At 43.9% G+C, this 16,877-nt stretch carries 12 protein-coding genes; 11 read left to right on the top strand and 1 reads right to left on the bottom strand.

Going from position 1 to position 16,877, the window contains the following annotated elements; all coding sequences use genetic code 11:
- Positions 1-47 precede the first annotated feature (47 nt).
- The 8 genes from recJ (at position 48) to aspS (ending at position 10,967) form a co-directional block, all read left to right on the top strand.
- The gene (gene recJ / locus PGQ38_RS10890; RefSeq protein WP_118579387.1) at positions 48-1,760 is read left to right on the top strand and encodes a single-stranded-DNA-specific exonuclease RecJ; all 1,713 of its coding nucleotides are present in this window, start codon (positions 48-50) and stop codon (positions 1,758-1,760) included.
- A gap of 204 nt (positions 1,761-1,964) precedes the next feature.
- The gene (locus PGQ38_RS10885) at positions 1,965-2,489 is read left to right on the top strand and encodes an adenine phosphoribosyltransferase (protein ID WP_118579390.1); all 525 of its coding nucleotides are present in this window, start codon (positions 1,965-1,967) and stop codon (positions 2,487-2,489) included.
- Between the two features lie 87 nt (positions 2,490-2,576).
- Entirely contained in the window at positions 2,577-4,910 is a 2,334-nt protein-coding gene (locus PGQ38_RS10880; RefSeq protein ID WP_148461922.1) for a RelA/SpoT family protein, read from the top strand.
- Positions 4,911-5,043: 133 nt separating this feature from the next.
- Positions 5,044-5,673 carry an MBL fold metallo-hydrolase gene (locus tag PGQ38_RS10875; protein WP_173735053.1) on the top strand — a complete coding sequence of 210 codons (630 nt, stop codon included), beginning with the start codon at positions 5,044-5,046 and terminating at the stop codon, positions 5,671-5,673.
- Entirely contained in the window at positions 5,621-7,174 is a 1,554-nt protein-coding gene (gene hemZ, locus PGQ38_RS10870) for a coproporphyrinogen dehydrogenase HemZ (RefSeq protein WP_270431683.1), read from the top strand. The genes PGQ38_RS10875 and hemZ overlap by 53 nt, the downstream gene beginning before the upstream one ends.
- A gap of 16 nt (positions 7,175-7,190) precedes the next feature.
- The gene (locus PGQ38_RS10865; RefSeq protein ID WP_118579396.1) at positions 7,191-7,766 is read left to right on the top strand and encodes an HD-GYP domain-containing protein; all 576 of its coding nucleotides are present in this window, start codon (positions 7,191-7,193) and stop codon (positions 7,764-7,766) included.
- 9 nt (positions 7,767-7,775) lie between these two features.
- Entirely contained in the window at positions 7,776-9,026 is a 1,251-nt protein-coding gene (gene hisS, locus PGQ38_RS10860; RefSeq protein ID WP_195699974.1) for a histidine--tRNA ligase, read from the top strand.
- Positions 9,027-9,161: 135 nt separating this feature from the next.
- Positions 9,162-10,967 (top strand): aspartate--tRNA ligase, encoded by a 1,806-nt coding sequence (gene aspS, locus PGQ38_RS10855; protein ID WP_270431680.1) that lies wholly within the window; start codon positions 9,162-9,164, stop codon positions 10,965-10,967.
- Positions 10,968-11,164: 197 nt separating this feature from the next.
- On the opposite strand, the gene PGQ38_RS10850 is transcribed toward aspS, so the two are convergent.
- Complete coding sequence (locus PGQ38_RS10850; protein ID WP_270431678.1) at positions 11,165-12,295, bottom strand: hypothetical protein; 1,131 nt, start codon at positions 12,293-12,295, stop codon at positions 11,165-11,167.
- Between the two features lie 282 nt (positions 12,296-12,577).
- On the opposite strand from PGQ38_RS10850, the gene PGQ38_RS10845 reads away from it, so the two are divergent.
- The 3 genes from PGQ38_RS10845 to PGQ38_RS10835 are packed head-to-tail and all read left to right on the top strand — an operon-like array spanning position 12,578 to position 16,876.
- A complete protein-coding gene (locus PGQ38_RS10845) occupies positions 12,578-14,107 on the top strand; it encodes an efflux RND transporter periplasmic adaptor subunit (RefSeq protein ID WP_270431675.1) in 1,530 nt (509 codons plus the stop codon).
- The gene (locus PGQ38_RS10840) at positions 14,104-14,775 is read left to right on the top strand and encodes an ABC transporter ATP-binding protein (protein ID WP_148461915.1); all 672 of its coding nucleotides are present in this window, start codon (positions 14,104-14,106) and stop codon (positions 14,773-14,775) included. The genes PGQ38_RS10845 and PGQ38_RS10840 overlap by 4 nt, the downstream gene beginning before the upstream one ends.
- Before the next feature lie 4 nt (positions 14,776-14,779).
- The gene (locus PGQ38_RS10835) at positions 14,780-16,876 is read left to right on the top strand and encodes an efflux RND transporter periplasmic adaptor subunit (RefSeq protein ID WP_270431673.1); all 2,097 of its coding nucleotides are present in this window, start codon (positions 14,780-14,782) and stop codon (positions 16,874-16,876) included.
- Position 16,877 lies beyond the last annotated feature (1 nt).

Raw genomic sequence — 16,877 nt, 5'->3', positions numbered from 1 at the left:
CGACCAACCAATTAAATAGCAATACAATTTACAACAGGAGACAGAGCATGGAAAAATGGGTATTAGCGGCGAAAAGAGCTGATTTTCAGGAGATTGGCCGGAAGTATGGAATAGATCCGGTGATCGCCAGGATTATTCGGAACAGGGATATTACAGAAGATGCAGAAATTAATCAGTATCTGAACGGAACCCTGGATGACATTCCATCCTGGAAAAGTCTGAAGGATATTGACAAAGCTGTGGAAATTATTTCGCAAAAAATAGATCTGGGAACCAGGATGAGAATTATAGGAGATTATGATATTGACGGTGTAACTGCAACTTATATTCTGTTAAAAGGATTTAAACGCCTGGGGGCGAATGTAGATACTTATATTCCGGACCGCATTGCAGATGGATATGGAATTCATAATCATCTTATAGAGAAAGCAAAAGAGGATGGAGTAGATACGATCGTGACCTGTGACAATGGAATTTCGGCTGCAGATCAGATTGCATTTGCAAAAAAAATGGGCATGACAGTGGTAGTGACGGATCACCACGAGGTCCCTTTTGAAGATACAGAAGAAGGGCGAAAATACAAGCTTCCTCTGGCAGATGCAATTATCAATCCAAAACAGTCTGACTGTACGTATCCAAATAAAAATATCTGTGGCGCAGTGGTTGCAATGAAACTGGTTTTTGCATTGTATGAAAAATATGGAATCCCGGAGAGTGAGAAAGAAGATTATCTGGAACCTGCGGCTATCGCTACAGTTGGAGATATTATGGACCTTCAGGGAGAAAACCGTATTCTTGTAAAAGAGGGACTTTTACGTCTGCCTCATACAAAAAATAAGGGACTGAAAGCTTTGATAAGAGCAATTGGTCTGGAAAATCAGAAAATCAGTTCCTACGATATTGGTTTTCGCCTTGGTCCGTGCATTAATGCCAGCGGAAGACTGGATACAGCCATGCGCTCCCTGTCCCTATTACAGTGTGAAGATGAAGAAGAGGCTGCAAAGCTTGCAAACGATCTGAAAGCATTGAATGACAGCCGTAAGGCACTGACGGAACAGGGTACAGAAGCTGCCTACAAGCTGATAGAGGGCAGCAATCTGAAAAATGACAGAGTAATGGTTGTATTTTTGCCGGATTGTCATGAGAGTCTTGCAGGAATCATAGCAGGAAGAATCCGTGAAAAATATCACAAGCCTGCTTTTGTTCTTACAAGAGGGGAAAAATCGGTGAAAGGCAGCGGCAGATCTACAGAAAATTATTCCATGTATGAGGAGCTTGTAAAATGTGACAGTCTGTTGCTCCAGTATGGTGGCCATCCTATGGCAGCAGGTCTTTCTATAGAAGAAGCAAATGTGGAAGCATTTCGCCGTCAGCTCAATGAAAACTGCACCTTGACAGAGGAAGATATGATCCCAAAAATCGTGATCGATGTACCAATGCCCATTTCTTACATAAACGAGAATCTGATCCGTCAGCTCTCTGTTCTGGAACCCTTTGGAAAAGGAAATGCGAAGCCTGTTTTTGCCCAGAAAAATCTCCGCGTTTTAAAAACCGGAATATATGGAAAGACTCAGAATACAGTGAAATTGCAGCTGATGGACGAATCCGGCACGGTGATGGATGGGGTTTACTGGGGCGAGGCAAAGGAGTTTGCAGAGTTTGCAAGGTCTCATGGAACTATTTCTGTAACCTATTATCCGAAGATCAACTCCTATATGGGAAGAGACTCTTTGCAAATTGTCATACAAAATTATTGCTAAAAAGGGGATAATCATGTAAAACCACGAAAAATGCAGTATTTCCAGTGAGCCTGTCGGTTTTGCGTTGATTCCCGATTTAAAAAGTGTTATACTAAAAAATATTTATGATGCTAGAGCATGTGTGAAAAAGGCTTTCTTTTTTTAAACACGCTCTGGGGTGGCTGAGGCTTTCCCCACAACATCCATTAATCTGAGGAGGCTATTATGAAAAAAATAGAAGAATATATAAGAAGTATACCTGATTTTCCAGAACCAGGCATTATTTTCAGAGATGTTACCAGTATCCTTCAGGACGCAGACGGACTGAAGCTTGCAATTGATTCCATGCAGGATTGTCTGAAGGATGTGGATGTGGATGTAATAGTGGGAACAGAATCCCGTGGATTCATTTTTGGAATGCCAATTGCTTATAATCTTCATAAGTCTTTTGTACCAGTACGTAAGAAAGGAAAACTCCCATGTGAGACCGTTTCTGCAAGCTATGATCTGGAATATGGCAAAGCTGAGATTGAGATTCACAAGGATGCCATTAAGCCAGGACAGAAGGTAGTTATCATTGATGATCTGATCGCAACAGGCGGTACAGTTGAAGCTGCAGCGAAACTGGTAGAGCAGCTTGGTGGAGTGGTAGTGAAGATCGTATTTCTGATGGAACTTGCAGGTCTTGAGGGACGTAAGAAACTGGAGAAATATGACGTTGCTTCTGTAATCCGTTATGAAGGTAAATAAAGGATGTGTCTGTTTCGCCAGATTCCCCCGGGGAAACAGGTGGGCGGATGCTGACGCAGATAGTATTTAAACAGGCAGGTGTGAAATATGGCTGATATTGTTAACGAGCAGGGCAAGGAGCCTGAAGTATCAAAAGAGGATATGGAGAAGCTGGAGTCTGTGAAGAAAGCAGATGCAGCTGTAAAATCCATGCACGACTTTACAAGCCCTGAAGTATTATATAATGAGCTGATTGCCAGCATAAAGAAATATCATCCTTCTACGGACATAACCATGATCCAGAAGGCATACGAGACTGCAAGGGAAGCCCACAAGGATCAGAAGAGAAAGTCCGGGGAACCCTACATTATTCATCCTTTATGTGTTGCCATTATTCTGGCGGATCTGGAACTGGATAAGGAGACCATTGTAGCAGGCCTTCTTCACGATGCTGTTGAAGATACCTGGATGACCTGCGATGAGATCACCAGAGAATTTGGACCTGAGGTTGCGCTTCTGGTAGATGGGGTAACTAAGATCGGTCAGCTATCCTATTCCAAGGATAAAGTAGAGCTGCAGGCAGAGAGTCTTCGCAAGATGTTCCTTGCCATGGCAAAGGATATCCGTGTTATTCTGATCAAGCTTGCAGACCGTCTTCATAATATGCGTACTCTTCAGTACATGACTCCGGAGAAACAGAAGGAGAAGGCAAGAGAGACGATGGACATCTATGCGCCTATCGCACAGCGTCTTGGTATTTCCAAGATCAAAGTAGAGCTGGATGACCTTTCCCTGAAATATCTGAAACCAGATGTTTATTATGATCTGGTTGAGAAAGTAGCACTTCGTAAAAGCGTCCGTGAGGAATTCGTAGGGAATATTGTCAAGACTGTGCATCAGCATATGGTAGAAGCCGGAATTAAGGCACAGGTTGACGGCCGTGTAAAACACTTTTTCAGTATCTATAAAAAGATGGTAAATCAGAATAAGACGATTGATCAGATTTACGATTTGTTTGCAGTGCGTATCCTGGTAGATACAGTGAAGGACTGTTATGCGGCACTTGGTGTGATCCATGAGATGTATAAGCCAATTCCAGGACGTTTCAAGGACTATATTGCAATGCCCAAACCAAATATGTACCAGTCTTTGCATACCACGCTGATCGGACCGAATGGACAGCCTTTTGAAATTCAGATTAGAACCTTTGAGATGCATAAGACTGCCGAGTACGGTATTGCTGCACATTGGAAGTATAAAGAGGCTTCTGACGGTAAGGCTTCCTCAGGCAATCGTGAGGAGGAGAAGCTGAACTGGCTGCGCCAGATCCTGGAATGGCAGAGAGACATGTCTGATAATAAAGAGTTCATGAGTCTTCTGAAAAATGATCTGGATCTGTTTGCAGACAGTGTATACTGCTTTACTCCACAGGGAGATGTGAAAACCCTTCCTAACGGCTCCACCCCCATTGATTTTGCATACAGCGTGCACAGTGCTGTAGGAAACAAAATGGTAGGTGCCAGGGTAAATGGCAAACTGGTGCCCATTGAGTACCGGATCCAGAATGGTGACCGTATTGAAATCATTACTTCCCAGAATTCCCAGGGACCAAGCCGTGACTGGCTGAAGGTGGTCAAGAGTACACAGGCCAGAAATAAGATCAATCAGTGGTTCAAGAAAGAACTGAAGGAAGATAATATTCTGAAGGGCAAGGAAATGCTTGCCCAGTATGCCAAGAGTAAGGGCTTTAAATTCGCTAATTACACCAAGACTCAGTATCTGGACGCAGTCCTTCGTAAATATGGTTTCCGTGACTGGGATTCTGTACTTGCCGCCATCGGACATGGCGGACTGAAAGAGGGACAGGTATTTAATAAGCTTGTAGAAGCTTATGATAAAGAGAATAAAAAGAATCTCACAGATGAAGAAGTTCTGGAGGCAGCAGCCGCAGAGAATCAGGATAAGAAGCATCATATCAAGAGCAAGAGCGGCATTGTAGTACGGGGCATTCATGACGTTGCAGTACGCTTCTCCAAATGCTGTAATCCGATTCCCGGTGATGAGATTGTTGGATATGTTACAAGAGGCCGTGGTGTTACCATTCATCGAACTGACTGTGTAAATGTGATGAATATGTCTGAAATGGACAGAAGACGTCTTCTGGAAGCAGAGTGGCAGGATCCGGAGATCAAGCCGGATGAGCATTACATGGCTGAGATCAATGTATATGCTAATAATCGTACCGGTCTTCTGGTTGATATTTCCAAGATCTTTACAGAGCGTAAGATTGACATCCGAAATATTAACTGCCGAACAAACAAGCAGGAGAAGGCCACTATTTCTGTAAGCTTTAACGTCAGCTGTAAGGATGAACTGAATTCCCTTATCGAGAAGATACGTCAGCTGGAAAGTGTTTTGGATGTAGAAAGAACTACAGGCTGAGAAACAATGGAAATGTGAACTGGTTGGAGATATACAGTACGTTGAGCATTGGATGGTATGTTACCGGTCAGGACACGGACAATAACGGAATAATAACATAAATGGCATATCAGCTGCCATGAAAGGATAATCTATGGGAAAACTTGAATTACAGCAGATGGTTCTTGGCCCTGTATATACCAATTGCTACTTTTTAAAAAATAAAGAAACTGGTGAAACACTGATTGTTGATCCGGCAGATTCACCGAAGAGAATCTTTCAGAAGGTGGAAGATATGGGGGCAAAGCCGGTAGGAATCCTTCTGACTCATGGACATTTTGACCACATTATGGCAGTACAGGCTGTGAAAGCTGAGTATCAGATTCCGGTTTATGCCTGTCGTCAGGAAGAGGAAATGCTTCGGGAGCCTTCTGTGAATATGACTGACCGGATGCATAAACCATGTTCTGTGCGTCCTGATGTTTTTCTGGAGGACCTGCAGGTATTTGAAGCTGCTGGATTTTCTATTCAGATGCTCCACACTCCAGGACACACGAAAGGAAGCTGTTGCTACTATCTGAAAGACGAAAGGGTTCTGTTCAGCGGGGACACATTATTCTGTGGTTCTGTTGGAAGAACGGATTTTCCTGGCGGCAGTTCCCGTGAAATCCGGGAGAGCCTTCATAAGCTGTTAAATGCCCTTCCAGATGAAACAAATGTTTATCCGGGGCATGATACATCTACAACTATCGGTTACGAAAAGAGGTACAATCCATTTGTGTAAAATAGGAATCCTGCTGCTTGACAGGGATTTCGAGCATGATATATATGAATTAATAAAAGCATTTTATCCGGAAGGAGATATCCACAGCCTCTACGAAAAAGACGAAGCGGTATACGATATCTTCTTTACTGTGAAAAAAGATAATGACAATTTTGTTATAAAATATGATACGAAGGATCAAAAAGGTGTTGCCAGCGCAGAGGTGATCCGGGGGGCAGACGGGGATTCCAGTCAGGAAACTCATGAGAAACTCAGGGATGCCCATGAGCTTCGTAAAGCCAACAAGGACAGTCTGAAATATGCACTGTACAATGTTCTGGTGAAGCTTACCGGCAGAACCCTTCCATGGGGGAATCTTACGGGAATTCGTCCGGCCAAGCTTGCCATGGGGATGATCGAGAGTGGTATGAAAAATACCGAGATTGCACAGGAAATGCGGGAGCGTTACCTGGTAAGCGCAAAGAAAACTGCTCTTGCCATCACCATAGCAAACAGGGAGCGGGCACTTCTTCAGGATATTGATTATGAGCATGGTTACAGCTTATATGTAGGTATTCCCTTTTGTCCAAGTATCTGTTTGTATTGTTCCTTCAGCTCCTACCCTTTGAAGCTCTGGGCAAAAAGAGTAGATGAATATCTGGATGCTTTATGTCTGGAAATTCGCGAAACGGCCAGGATGATGAAGAACTACAAGCTGGATACGATTTATATCGGCGGAGGCACACCTACCACGTTAGAGCCGTATCAGCTGAAAAGGCTTCTTGAACAGCTGGGAGAGTCCTTTGGTTTTGATGGACTTGTAGAATTTACCATTGAAGCTGGCAGACCAGACAGTATTACAAGGGAGAAGCTTGAGACAATTAAAGAATTTCCTGTGACCAGAATTTCTGTTAATCCCCAGACCATGAATCAGGATACTCTGGAAATCATTGGAAGACGTCATACTGTGGCACAGACCATAGAAGCTTTCCATCTTGCCAGAGAGCTGAATTATAACAATATTAACATGGATCTCATTGTAGGACTGCCTGGAGAGGATATTTCCAAGGTGAAATACACATTGGAGAAAGTAAAAGAGCTTTCCCCGGACAGCCTTACCGTACATTCTCTGGCTGTGAAGCGTGCAGCACGCCTGAATATGTTTAAGGACAAATATCAGGAGATGACATTTGAAAATAACCAGGAGATCATGGATCTGACACAGCAGACTGCATATTCCATGGAAATGGGACCTTACTATCTGTACCGTCAGAAGAATATGAAGGGAAATTTTGAAAATGTAGGCTATGCAAAGGTTGACAAAGCCGGGATTTACAATATACTGATTATGGAAGAAAAACAACCGATCATTGCTCTTGGAGCAGGCGGTTCTTCCAAACTGGTCTTTGACCATGGCAAACGTATTGAGCGGGTGGAGAATGTGAAAGATGTCACAAGCTATATTGCCCGTATTGATGAGATGATTGAAAGAAAGCGAACAGGAATTGGAACCTGGTTGTAGGAGGGAGGGAAAATTCTTGGAAAAGCTTTCCAGTGAACAGTCAGAAACATCCGACAGAGTTCTGGAATTTGATTTATCAGCAGAGTTAAGGCATGGAATCGCAGTGAGTAATCTGGCGTACGCGTTAAGTAAGGAGCTTGGACTTCCTCATGAGCAGTGTTACGATCTTGCAATTGCAGGAATGCTTCACGACATAGGAAAGCTGAAACTGAGAAGCTATATCAACGGGCAGGAAAGTAATCCCATGGTAATTGAGGAATTGAAATATGTCCGCATGCATTCTACACTTGGCTATGAGGAACTGAAAGACCAGGGCTATTCGGATTTTGTTCTTGAGAGTATTCTTTATCATCATGAAAATTACGATGGAAGCGGTTATCCGTCCAATCTGGCAGGGAAGGAGATTCCCATTGGTGCCCGGATTCTTCGTGTATGCGATGTATTCTGTGCATTGAGTCAGGAGCGGTCTTACCGCAAGGCTTTTGATAAGCATACTGTGATGGAATTGATGATAGACGAAATAAAAAACTTTGATCTGGAAGTATTTCTTGCATTTCAAAGAGTAGTACACGCCAGCCAGGCTGGTAAATAAGGAGGACACATGGCATTAAAGAAGAAGCCGGTTACCGGCATGAAAGATATTTTACCAAAGGAGATGGAAGTCCGTAACTATGTTACAGGACTGATCCGTGAAACATATGGTTCCTTTGGATTTACTTCAATTGAGACTCCGGGAGTGGAGCACATTGAGAACCTGTGCAGCAAACAGGGCGGTGATAACGAGAAGCTGATTTTCAAAATCTTAAAAAGAGGTGAGAAGCTGAAACTTGACCAGGCAAAAGAAGAAGCTGATCTTGTGGATTCAGGTCTTCGCTATGATCTGACAGTACCTCTTTCCAGATATTATTCAAATAACTCTAATGAACTGCCTGGACCATTTAAGGCACTTCAGATGGGATATGTATGGAGAGCTGATCGTCCGCAGAGAGGACGTTTCCGTCAGTTTATGCAGTGTGACATTGACATTTTAGGTGAGCCTACTTATATGGCAGAAATCGAGCTGGTACTTGCGACTACTACACTTCTTGGCAAGCTTGACTTCCATAATTTCACTATCCGTATCAATGACCGCCGTATTCTGAAGGCTATGGCTGAGTATAGCGGATTTCCGAAGGAAAGCTTTGATACTGTATTTATCATTCTTGACAAAATGGATAAGATTGGTCTTGAGGGCGTAGCGAAAGAACTGGAAGAGGAAGGCTTTGCAAAAGAAAGCATTGATACTTATCTTGCAATGTTTAAAGAAATCAGCTCAGATATCCAGGGCGTAAGATATTGCAAGGAGAAGCTGGCAGATGTTCTTGACGAACAGATCGCAGCAGATCTTGAGACGATCATTTCCACTGTGGAAGCTGTGAAGACTGCTGACTTTAAGATGGCATTTGATCCTACACTGGTTCGCGGCATGTCTTATTACACCGGTCCGATCTTCGAAATTTCCATGGATGAGTTTGGCGGCAGCGTTGGCGGCGGCGGACGTTATGATGAGATGATTGGTAAATTTACAGGAAACAGTACAAGTGCATGCGGATTCTCTATTGGATTTGAGCGTATTGTTATGCTCCTTCTTGAAAGAGGATATCAGATTCCCACAGCAAAGACTAAGAAGGCATATCTTATTGAGAAAAATATGCCGTCAGACAAGCTGATTGAGATTTTCCGTCAGGCAGAAGAAGAGAGAAAGACCGGAGTTCAGGTCAATATCTCTATTATGAAGAAGAATAAGAAATTCCAGAAAGACCAGATGACAGCTGAAGGCTATACGGAATTTGTGGAATTCTTTAAACGCTGATAAAGAGATTTAACGTGTTGTTTTTGAAAAACAGCCGTCAATGATATTTTATGGATCATTTAAAGCAATACTGCTGAATGGTTCATAATCTGAGAAAGCTGGGGGAAACCCCATAGAATAAGGAGGCGCCTTAAAATGGCTGAGAGTATGCAGGGACTGCACAGAACCTGTCGATGTGCAGAAGTGACCACACAGATGGTAGGCAGCGAAGTAACACTTATGGGATGGGTTCAGAAAGCAAGAGATAAAGGAGGAATTATTTTCGTAGATTTACGTGACCGCAGTGGTATTATGCAGCTGATCTTTGAAAATGGTTCCATTGATGAGGAAGGCTTTGCCAAAGCCGGCAAGCTGAGAAGTGAGTTTGTGATCGCAGTTACCGGAACCGTTGAGAAACGTGGTGGTGCAGTAAATGAGAATCTTGCAACAGGTGAGATCGAAGTGAGAGCAAAATCTCTCCGTGTTCTTTCCGAGGCAGAAGTTCCGCCATTCCCGGTTGAGGAGAACAGCAAAACAAAAGAGGATGTACGTCTGAAATACCGTTACCTTGACTTAAGACGTCCGGATCTCCAGAGAAACCTGATCCTGAAGAGCCGTGTAATGCAGCTGACAAGATCCTTCTTTACAAACGAGGGATTCCTGGAGATTGAGACTCCTATGCTTGGAAAGAGTACTCCTGAAGGTGCAAGAGATTATCTGGTGCCATCCCGTGTACATCCTGGCTGCTTCTATGGTCTGCCGCAGTCACCGCAGCTGTACAAACAGCTTCTGATGTGTTCCGGATATGACAGATACATCCAGATTGCAAGATGCTTCCGTGATGAGGATCTTCGTGCTGATCGTCAGCCGGAGTTCACACAGATTGATATGGAGCTTTCTTTCGTAGATGTAGATGATGTAATCGATGTAAATGAGAGATATCTTTCCTATTTGTTTAAAGAGGTTCTTGGTATCGATGTGAAGCTTCCAATCGAGAGAATCACATGGCAGGAAGCAATGGATCGTTTCGGTTCTGATAAACCGGATATGAGATTTGGCATGGAGCTTCATGATGTAAGCGATATTGTGAAGAACTGTGGATTCTCCGTATTTACAGGTGCTCTTGAAGCGGGTGGAAGCGTTCGTGGTATCAACGCGGAAGGCCAGGGCTGCATGCCTCGTAAGAAAATTGACAAGTTAGTAGAGTTTGCCAAGGGATATGGTGCAAAAGGTCTTGCATACATTGCAATCGCAGAAGATGGCACCAGAAAGTCTTCCTTTGCCAAGTTTATGACAGATGAGGAGATGGATGCTCTTGTAGCTGCTATGGACGGTAAAGCAGGTGACCTGCTTCTGTTTGCAGCGGATAAGAAGAAACTGGTTTATGATGTTCTTGGCGCACTTCGTCTGGAGCTTGCAAAACAGATGGAGCTTCTTGACAAGAACGAATACCGCTTCGTATGGGTAACGGAGTTCCCGCTTCTTGAGTGGAGCGAGGAAGAAAACCGTTTCACAGCTATGCACCATCCATTTACAATGCCGATGGATGAGGATATCCCGCTTCTCGACACAGATCCAGGCGCTGTTCGTGCGAAGGCTTACGATATTGTACTGAATGGTAACGAGATCGGCGGCGGCAGTGTTCGTATCCATCAGGATGACATTCAGGAGAGAATGTTTAAAGAGCTTGGATTTACCCCGGAAGCTGCCCATGAGCAGTTCGGATTCCTTCTGGATGCATTCAAATACGGAGTTCCGCCTCACGCCGGACTGGCTTATGGTCTTGACCGTCTGGTTATGCTCATTGCCAAGGTTGACAGTATTCGTGACGTAATTGCATTCCCGAAGGTAAAAGATGCATCCTGTCTGATGACTCAGGCACCGCAGCGCGTAAGCGAAGCACAGTTGGACGAGCTGGGACTTGAAGTTGAGAAAGAAGCTGCTCCAGAGACTGAGGAATAAGAAAAGAAATACAACAAGAGATAACTTAGCTTATAACTTGGAATAAGCTGACTGAAAAATCCTGCCTGCAAAAATGGGTGGGATTTTTCTTATGGAAGAATGTTGTCACGCTCTGGCAGGCATGGACTTTGGGTTCGCTGTCAGCACAAATAAAAACGCCCCTGCACAAGTTTGCAGAGGCGTAAATTTTAACTATATCATCCGTTGGTTTCCTGCTTGTCTTCTACCGGGCTGGAACTTAAAGTTCCAAACAATGCCTGTCCAAACACCGTTCCTGCGTCTTCCAGTTTCCAGGAAGCACCGTCGTTGATCAGTGTGAAAGTCGTTTCCACTGTTTTAGTAGCTGTATTTTCTTCAATATATTCAAGAAGCAGACTGTAGGACTTTTCATATCGTTTTTGGGCACCGTCGATAACAGCATCCACAGAGGCAAGATAGGAATCCAGCTCCTTCTGATAATTTTCCAGAATAGCATCGCTGTCAAAGGTGGTAATATTGGCTGTAACTGTGGCTGTATAGCCGGAAACAGTGGTTTCCCCAATAGAATAATCAAAGGTGGAGTGAACCTGTTTTACCAGTGCTTCTGCAAGGCTGATCTTTGCAGGGTCTTCTGTGCTGATAATGGAATCTGCATTTAAATAATTGCCCAGTTCCTCTGTTGACATATTTTTCAGGGTATTCAGATAAACTAAGATTGTGTCTTCCGGTGATAAAATATCCGGGTCTGTGAGATTGTTCATAAGACCGCCGACAAGGTCGTTTTCCAGTGTATTGGTGCGCCGGATCTCCCAACTGGTTTCGCCGTCTTTATCTGAGGCGTCTAAGGAGATGGTGCAGTTACGCTCCACAGTCTGATAGTCATTACTCTTAAGCAGTTCATCCAGAAGCATGTAGCGTTCTTCAAGGGAAATAGTCTGTTCTGTGGCTTCCTCAGAAGAAGCGGACTGGGAAATTTCATGCTTCAGCTGCGCCTTGGAAAAATCCTCAGCAAGCGCATGGGCATCCAGAGTGACCAGCCTGAGATTCGCCTGTGCGGATTGTCTGTCCTTGTCTACGTTAACATCCAGAATTTTATAGTCAAAATCCTGGAAAAAGAGAGAAAAGACTTCTTCAATATCAGAAGAAATAGCGATATCTTCGGGTTCACCGGGGAAAAGCTCCTGGTAGGAGATGTATTTCTGTGTGGTAATGGAATCCAGATTCTTTAGCTGATCCAGTTCCTGCTTTACTGCGTCCTCGATTTTTTTCTCCTCTTTGCCGGTACAGCCGCACAGTGAAAAAGTGCAGAGAAGCAAAAGAAGAGGAAGCAGAAATCTGACTGACTTCATACAGGGTTCTTTCCTTTCAAATTATTACGTAAAATGTTTATAAAACTTTTTTATTATACCATTTTTTTTCATAAAAGTCAAAAATGCCTAAAATTTAGACGATATTTCTAAAAAAAGAGTGAATAAATTGTGAAAAATGCATTATCAGCTTAGAACACTTTTCTTTTGATGCTGAATCTGTTATTATAAACAGGGTAAATGCAGATGACAGATGTGGAAATATATCTGTTATAATTGCAAAAGATATTGAAAAACCATTGAGTTATCGTATAGGAGGTAACCATGAAGAAAAAAGGTTTTGTCATCGGAGGGCTGATTATTCTTGCTGGAGCAGCTGGTGCCGGTGGCTGGTATTACTATAAAGAAAATTATGGGGATTCTGCAGCGGCTTCTGGTGAAGTTGCATATGTGACTAAGATCAGCACTCTTCTTGGAGAAGATTCCGGAGTGCTGAACCGGTTCGCAGGCGTGGTAGAGCCTCAGGAGACGGTAAAGGTAAATATTGAGAACAATCGGACTGTTACCGAAGTAAAGGTGAAGGTTGGAGATGAGGTAAAGAAGGGACAGTTGCTTTTTGAATACGACCTGAGCAGTATCCAGGACAGCCTGAAGGAAGCGCAGCTGGCTCTTGACCGGTTGAAGAATGAAGCCCTCAGCCTTAATCAACAAATTTCCACTCTTGAGAAAGAGAAAAAGAAAGCCAATAAGAACAGCCAGCTTTCTTATACCATTGAGATTGAGACGAATAAGATGAATCTGAAGAAGAACGAATATGACCAGGTGAGCAAGCAGGCAGAGATTGATAAGCTGCAGGCAGCTACCACCAATACAGAAGTACGAAGCGAAATCGACGGAGTCATCCAGAAAATTGATACCAGTAAGCTGGGAAGCGATGATGGAGATACTCTGGATGACAGCATGGGAGCTGATTCCGGAAGTGATTCTTCTGATAATTCTTTTATCACCATTCTCAGTACAGGTGCTTACCGTATTAAGGGGCAGGTAAATGAGCAGAATCGTAATACGGTTGTTCCAGGCTCTGCAGTTATTGTGCGTTCCAGAGTGGATGAGAATCAGATCTGGCATGGAACTATGGGGGCTGTGGACGAGCAGAATTCTACGAACAGCAGTAGCAGTAATTCCTATTTTGGAATGTCCAGCGGTGATGATACTACAAGTTCCAGTACCTATCCTTTCTATGTAACTCTGGATTCATCAAAGGGACTTATGTTAGGACAGCATGTATACATAGAAATGGATGAGGGACAGGAAGAGCAGAAGAAAGGTATCTGGCTGGGAGATTATTATATTGTGGATGCAGATACAGAAAACCCATATGTGTGGGCTGTAGATTCCAAGGGAAGGCTGGAGAAGCGCTCCGTTGTTCTTGGACAGCATGATGATGATCTTTCAGAATATGAGATCGCAGATGGCCTTACAGAAGATGACAGTATTGCGTTCCCATCAGACAGCCTAGCAGAGGGAATGCGGACAAAGGACGTATCTGAGATGACAGATGAGGAGCTGGAGGCTGTTGATATGGAAAGTAATCTGGATGGCAGTGAGTACTCAGACGGAGATACCATGGAGCCTATGGATGGAGACTATTCCAGTGCGGACTTTGAGACAGGTGTTTCTGATGAAAGCATGGATGCAGCCATTGATGGTGATTATACAGACTCTTCAGAAGACTTCTCAGATGAAGATTTTATAGAGGATGATTCAGAAGGGGACGATTACGAAGATTTTACGGATGAGAGCATTGATGAGCCTGGACAGTATGGTTCTGATGATACGGAGGCCGCAGGATGATACTTGAACTGAAGGGGATTTATAAAGATTACCAGCAGGGAAAAATGATTGTCCCGGTATTGAAGGACGTAAACTTTTCCATGGAAGAGGGCGAATATGTAGCCATCATGGGACCTTCCGGTTCTGGTAAATCTACATTGATGAATATAATCGGTTGTCTGGATCAGGCAACCAAGGGAACTTTTTTCCTGGATGGGCAGGACATCAGCAAATGTTCTGAGAATGAGATGTCAGATATCCGTCTGAACAAGATTGGATTTGTATTTCAGAGTTTTCATCTTCTTCCGAGGCAGTCTGCTATTTCTAATGTGGAAATGCCGCTGAACTATGCTCATGTGCCGAAGAAGGAGCGACGCGAGCGCGCTTTTGCAGCACTTGACAGGGTGGGGCTTGCAGACCGTGTGGATTTCAGACCCAATCAGCTCTCAGGTGGACAGATGCAGCGAGTTGCCATCGCCCGTGCCATTGTAAATAATCCAAGACTTCTACTGGCTGATGAGCCTACCGGTGCACTGGACAGTAAGTCTGGCAGACAGGTTATGGAGCTTTTCCAGAAGCTGAATGATGAAGGTGTTTCTGTTCTTATGATCACTCATGATCCGGATATTGCAGCACATGCCAAGCGGGTAGTTATGATCCGTGACGGTGAGCTTCAGGAAAAGAGGTGATCCTATGGGAAAAGCGAAGAAAATTATAATAGGTGTAGTAGTCACAGCCCTTGTAGGAACCGGTATTGGCGGCGGACTGATGTATGTACGGAAAGGAAGCCAGAAGGCGGTGCTGGTGGCAAGCGTCAGTGATCTGGCAGGTGAAAGATATGATTCCGATGCTACATTGAGTGGAACTGTATATGCCAATGCAACACAGAGGATTTCCGTAGAGAAAGACATGATAATCCAGGAAGTTTATGTGAGCAAAGGGGATGAGGTAAAGCCGGGAGACAAGCTGATATCCTTTGATATGACTCTTGTGGAAATGGAACTGAATATTGCCAAGCTGAAGCTTCAGAAGCAGCAGCAGGATCTTGCTGCTGCAAAGAAAAGACTTGCCAGCCTGCAAAATGGCGGACCGATTCTTGATTCCGATTCTTCCTCCGCAGACAATCTGATTGATTCAGGAAAGGATTCTACAGAAGATGACAGCTCAGATTCTATGGGAGATGATGAACTGTCTTCCGCAGTAACTGCTTCTGATCATTATCTGGCAGCTGTTTTGCAGCCAATGCTTCTGGCTGCTGTGACAGATGGATTTGCAGACGCTCAGGCAGTTGGAAATGGGGAAATTACTTCTGCAGATACCCAGGAAACGGGAAGCGGAGATATTGGTTCTGCAGATGAAATGACAAGCGGTGACACAGGAGATATTTCTGTTGATACAGAAGCTGATTCCGGAGATGATTCTGAAGATGATTCAGAGGATAGTACCGGCGATCCGGGTACTGCTTCCGGATTTTATGATGAACCTTCCAGTGATGGTTTTAGCAGTGATATTTCAGACACGAATCAGGGAGGATTTTCAGATGGAAGCAATTCTGGTTCCGCACAGAATAATGCTACCGTTGGAAATGACGGATTTGTAGATGGAGAGGAACCTTTTTACCTGACTCTGGATTATGATACAGAACCTTATCAGGGAACAGGAACCGAAGAAGATCCTTATCTGTATCTTTGTTCCAGTGCAAAAGGCAAGGTTAATGTAACCGGGGCTTTTCTGAATAAGATGGCTGGCTATAATGCTGACGGAACCATTCTTCTTCATCCGGGCGGATACTGGTATCTGCTGGAATTCCATAAGAAGGATACCATTGCTGATTATACCAACAGAAAAGGATCCTGTACCGGATACTATCTGGTCGATGGAAATATGCTCAGCAATCCGGTTGACCGTTTTGCAGAAATGGATTTTACCCTTGACGGGGCTATGCAGTATGATAATGGAGATGACGAGCCGGATATTCCTGGTGATGGAGGCAGTGGTGGCGGAAGCTCTTCCCTGTCCCGTTCTGAGGCCATTAAGATCCAGAAGAACCGGATTGCCAGTCTGGAACTGGATGTGCAGGAGAGTGAGATCAGTATCAGTAAGCTTCAGAAGAAAGCTGCCAGACAGCTGATCACCAGTAAGCTGGATGGTATTGTAACCACTGTGGGAGATGCAGCTACAGGTACCAATTCAGAATCTGATTCCTTTATGATTGTTAAGAGCAAAGACGGCTATTACGTACAGGGAACTGTAGGGGAACTTATGCTTGACCAGGTGAAGGAAGGCACAATTTTGAACTGTAATTCTTATGGTGAGAATGGATATATGAATTTTGAGGCTGAGGTGATCCAGGTTTCTGATTATGCAGTTGATGGAGACAGCTCCTATTATTACTATGGAGACAGCAATCCAAATGTTTCTTCTTATAATTTTACTGCCAAGATCACAGATGACACCGTGCAGGTAAGTGTTGGAGACTGGGTGGATATCCAGCTGGAACAGCAGGCGCAGAGTACTGACGGCATTGTTCTTTCCAAGGCTTTTGTCCGTACGGAAGACGGCGTAAGCTATGTGTACAAGGATGACAATGGTGTGCTGAAGAAACAGATCGTTAAGGTAAAAGAGAATGTAAACGGTGGTGCTTATGTATTGGTAAGCGGCGGCTTGTCCATGGATGACAAGATTGCATTCCCTTATTCGAAATCCATTAAAGAAGGTATGAAGACAAAGGAAGGATCGCTGGATACGTTTATGGGATATGATTCCACATCATATGGCGGTCTTGGTTAAG

It is taken from the genome of Blautia faecis (assembly GCF_027662325.1).
In the GTDB taxonomy this organism is placed as follows: Bacteria; Bacillota; Clostridia; order Lachnospirales; family Lachnospiraceae; genus Blautia_A; species Blautia_A faecis.
Note: the sequence above shows the minus strand (reverse complement) of the source record. Positions and strands in the feature narration are given on the sequence as shown.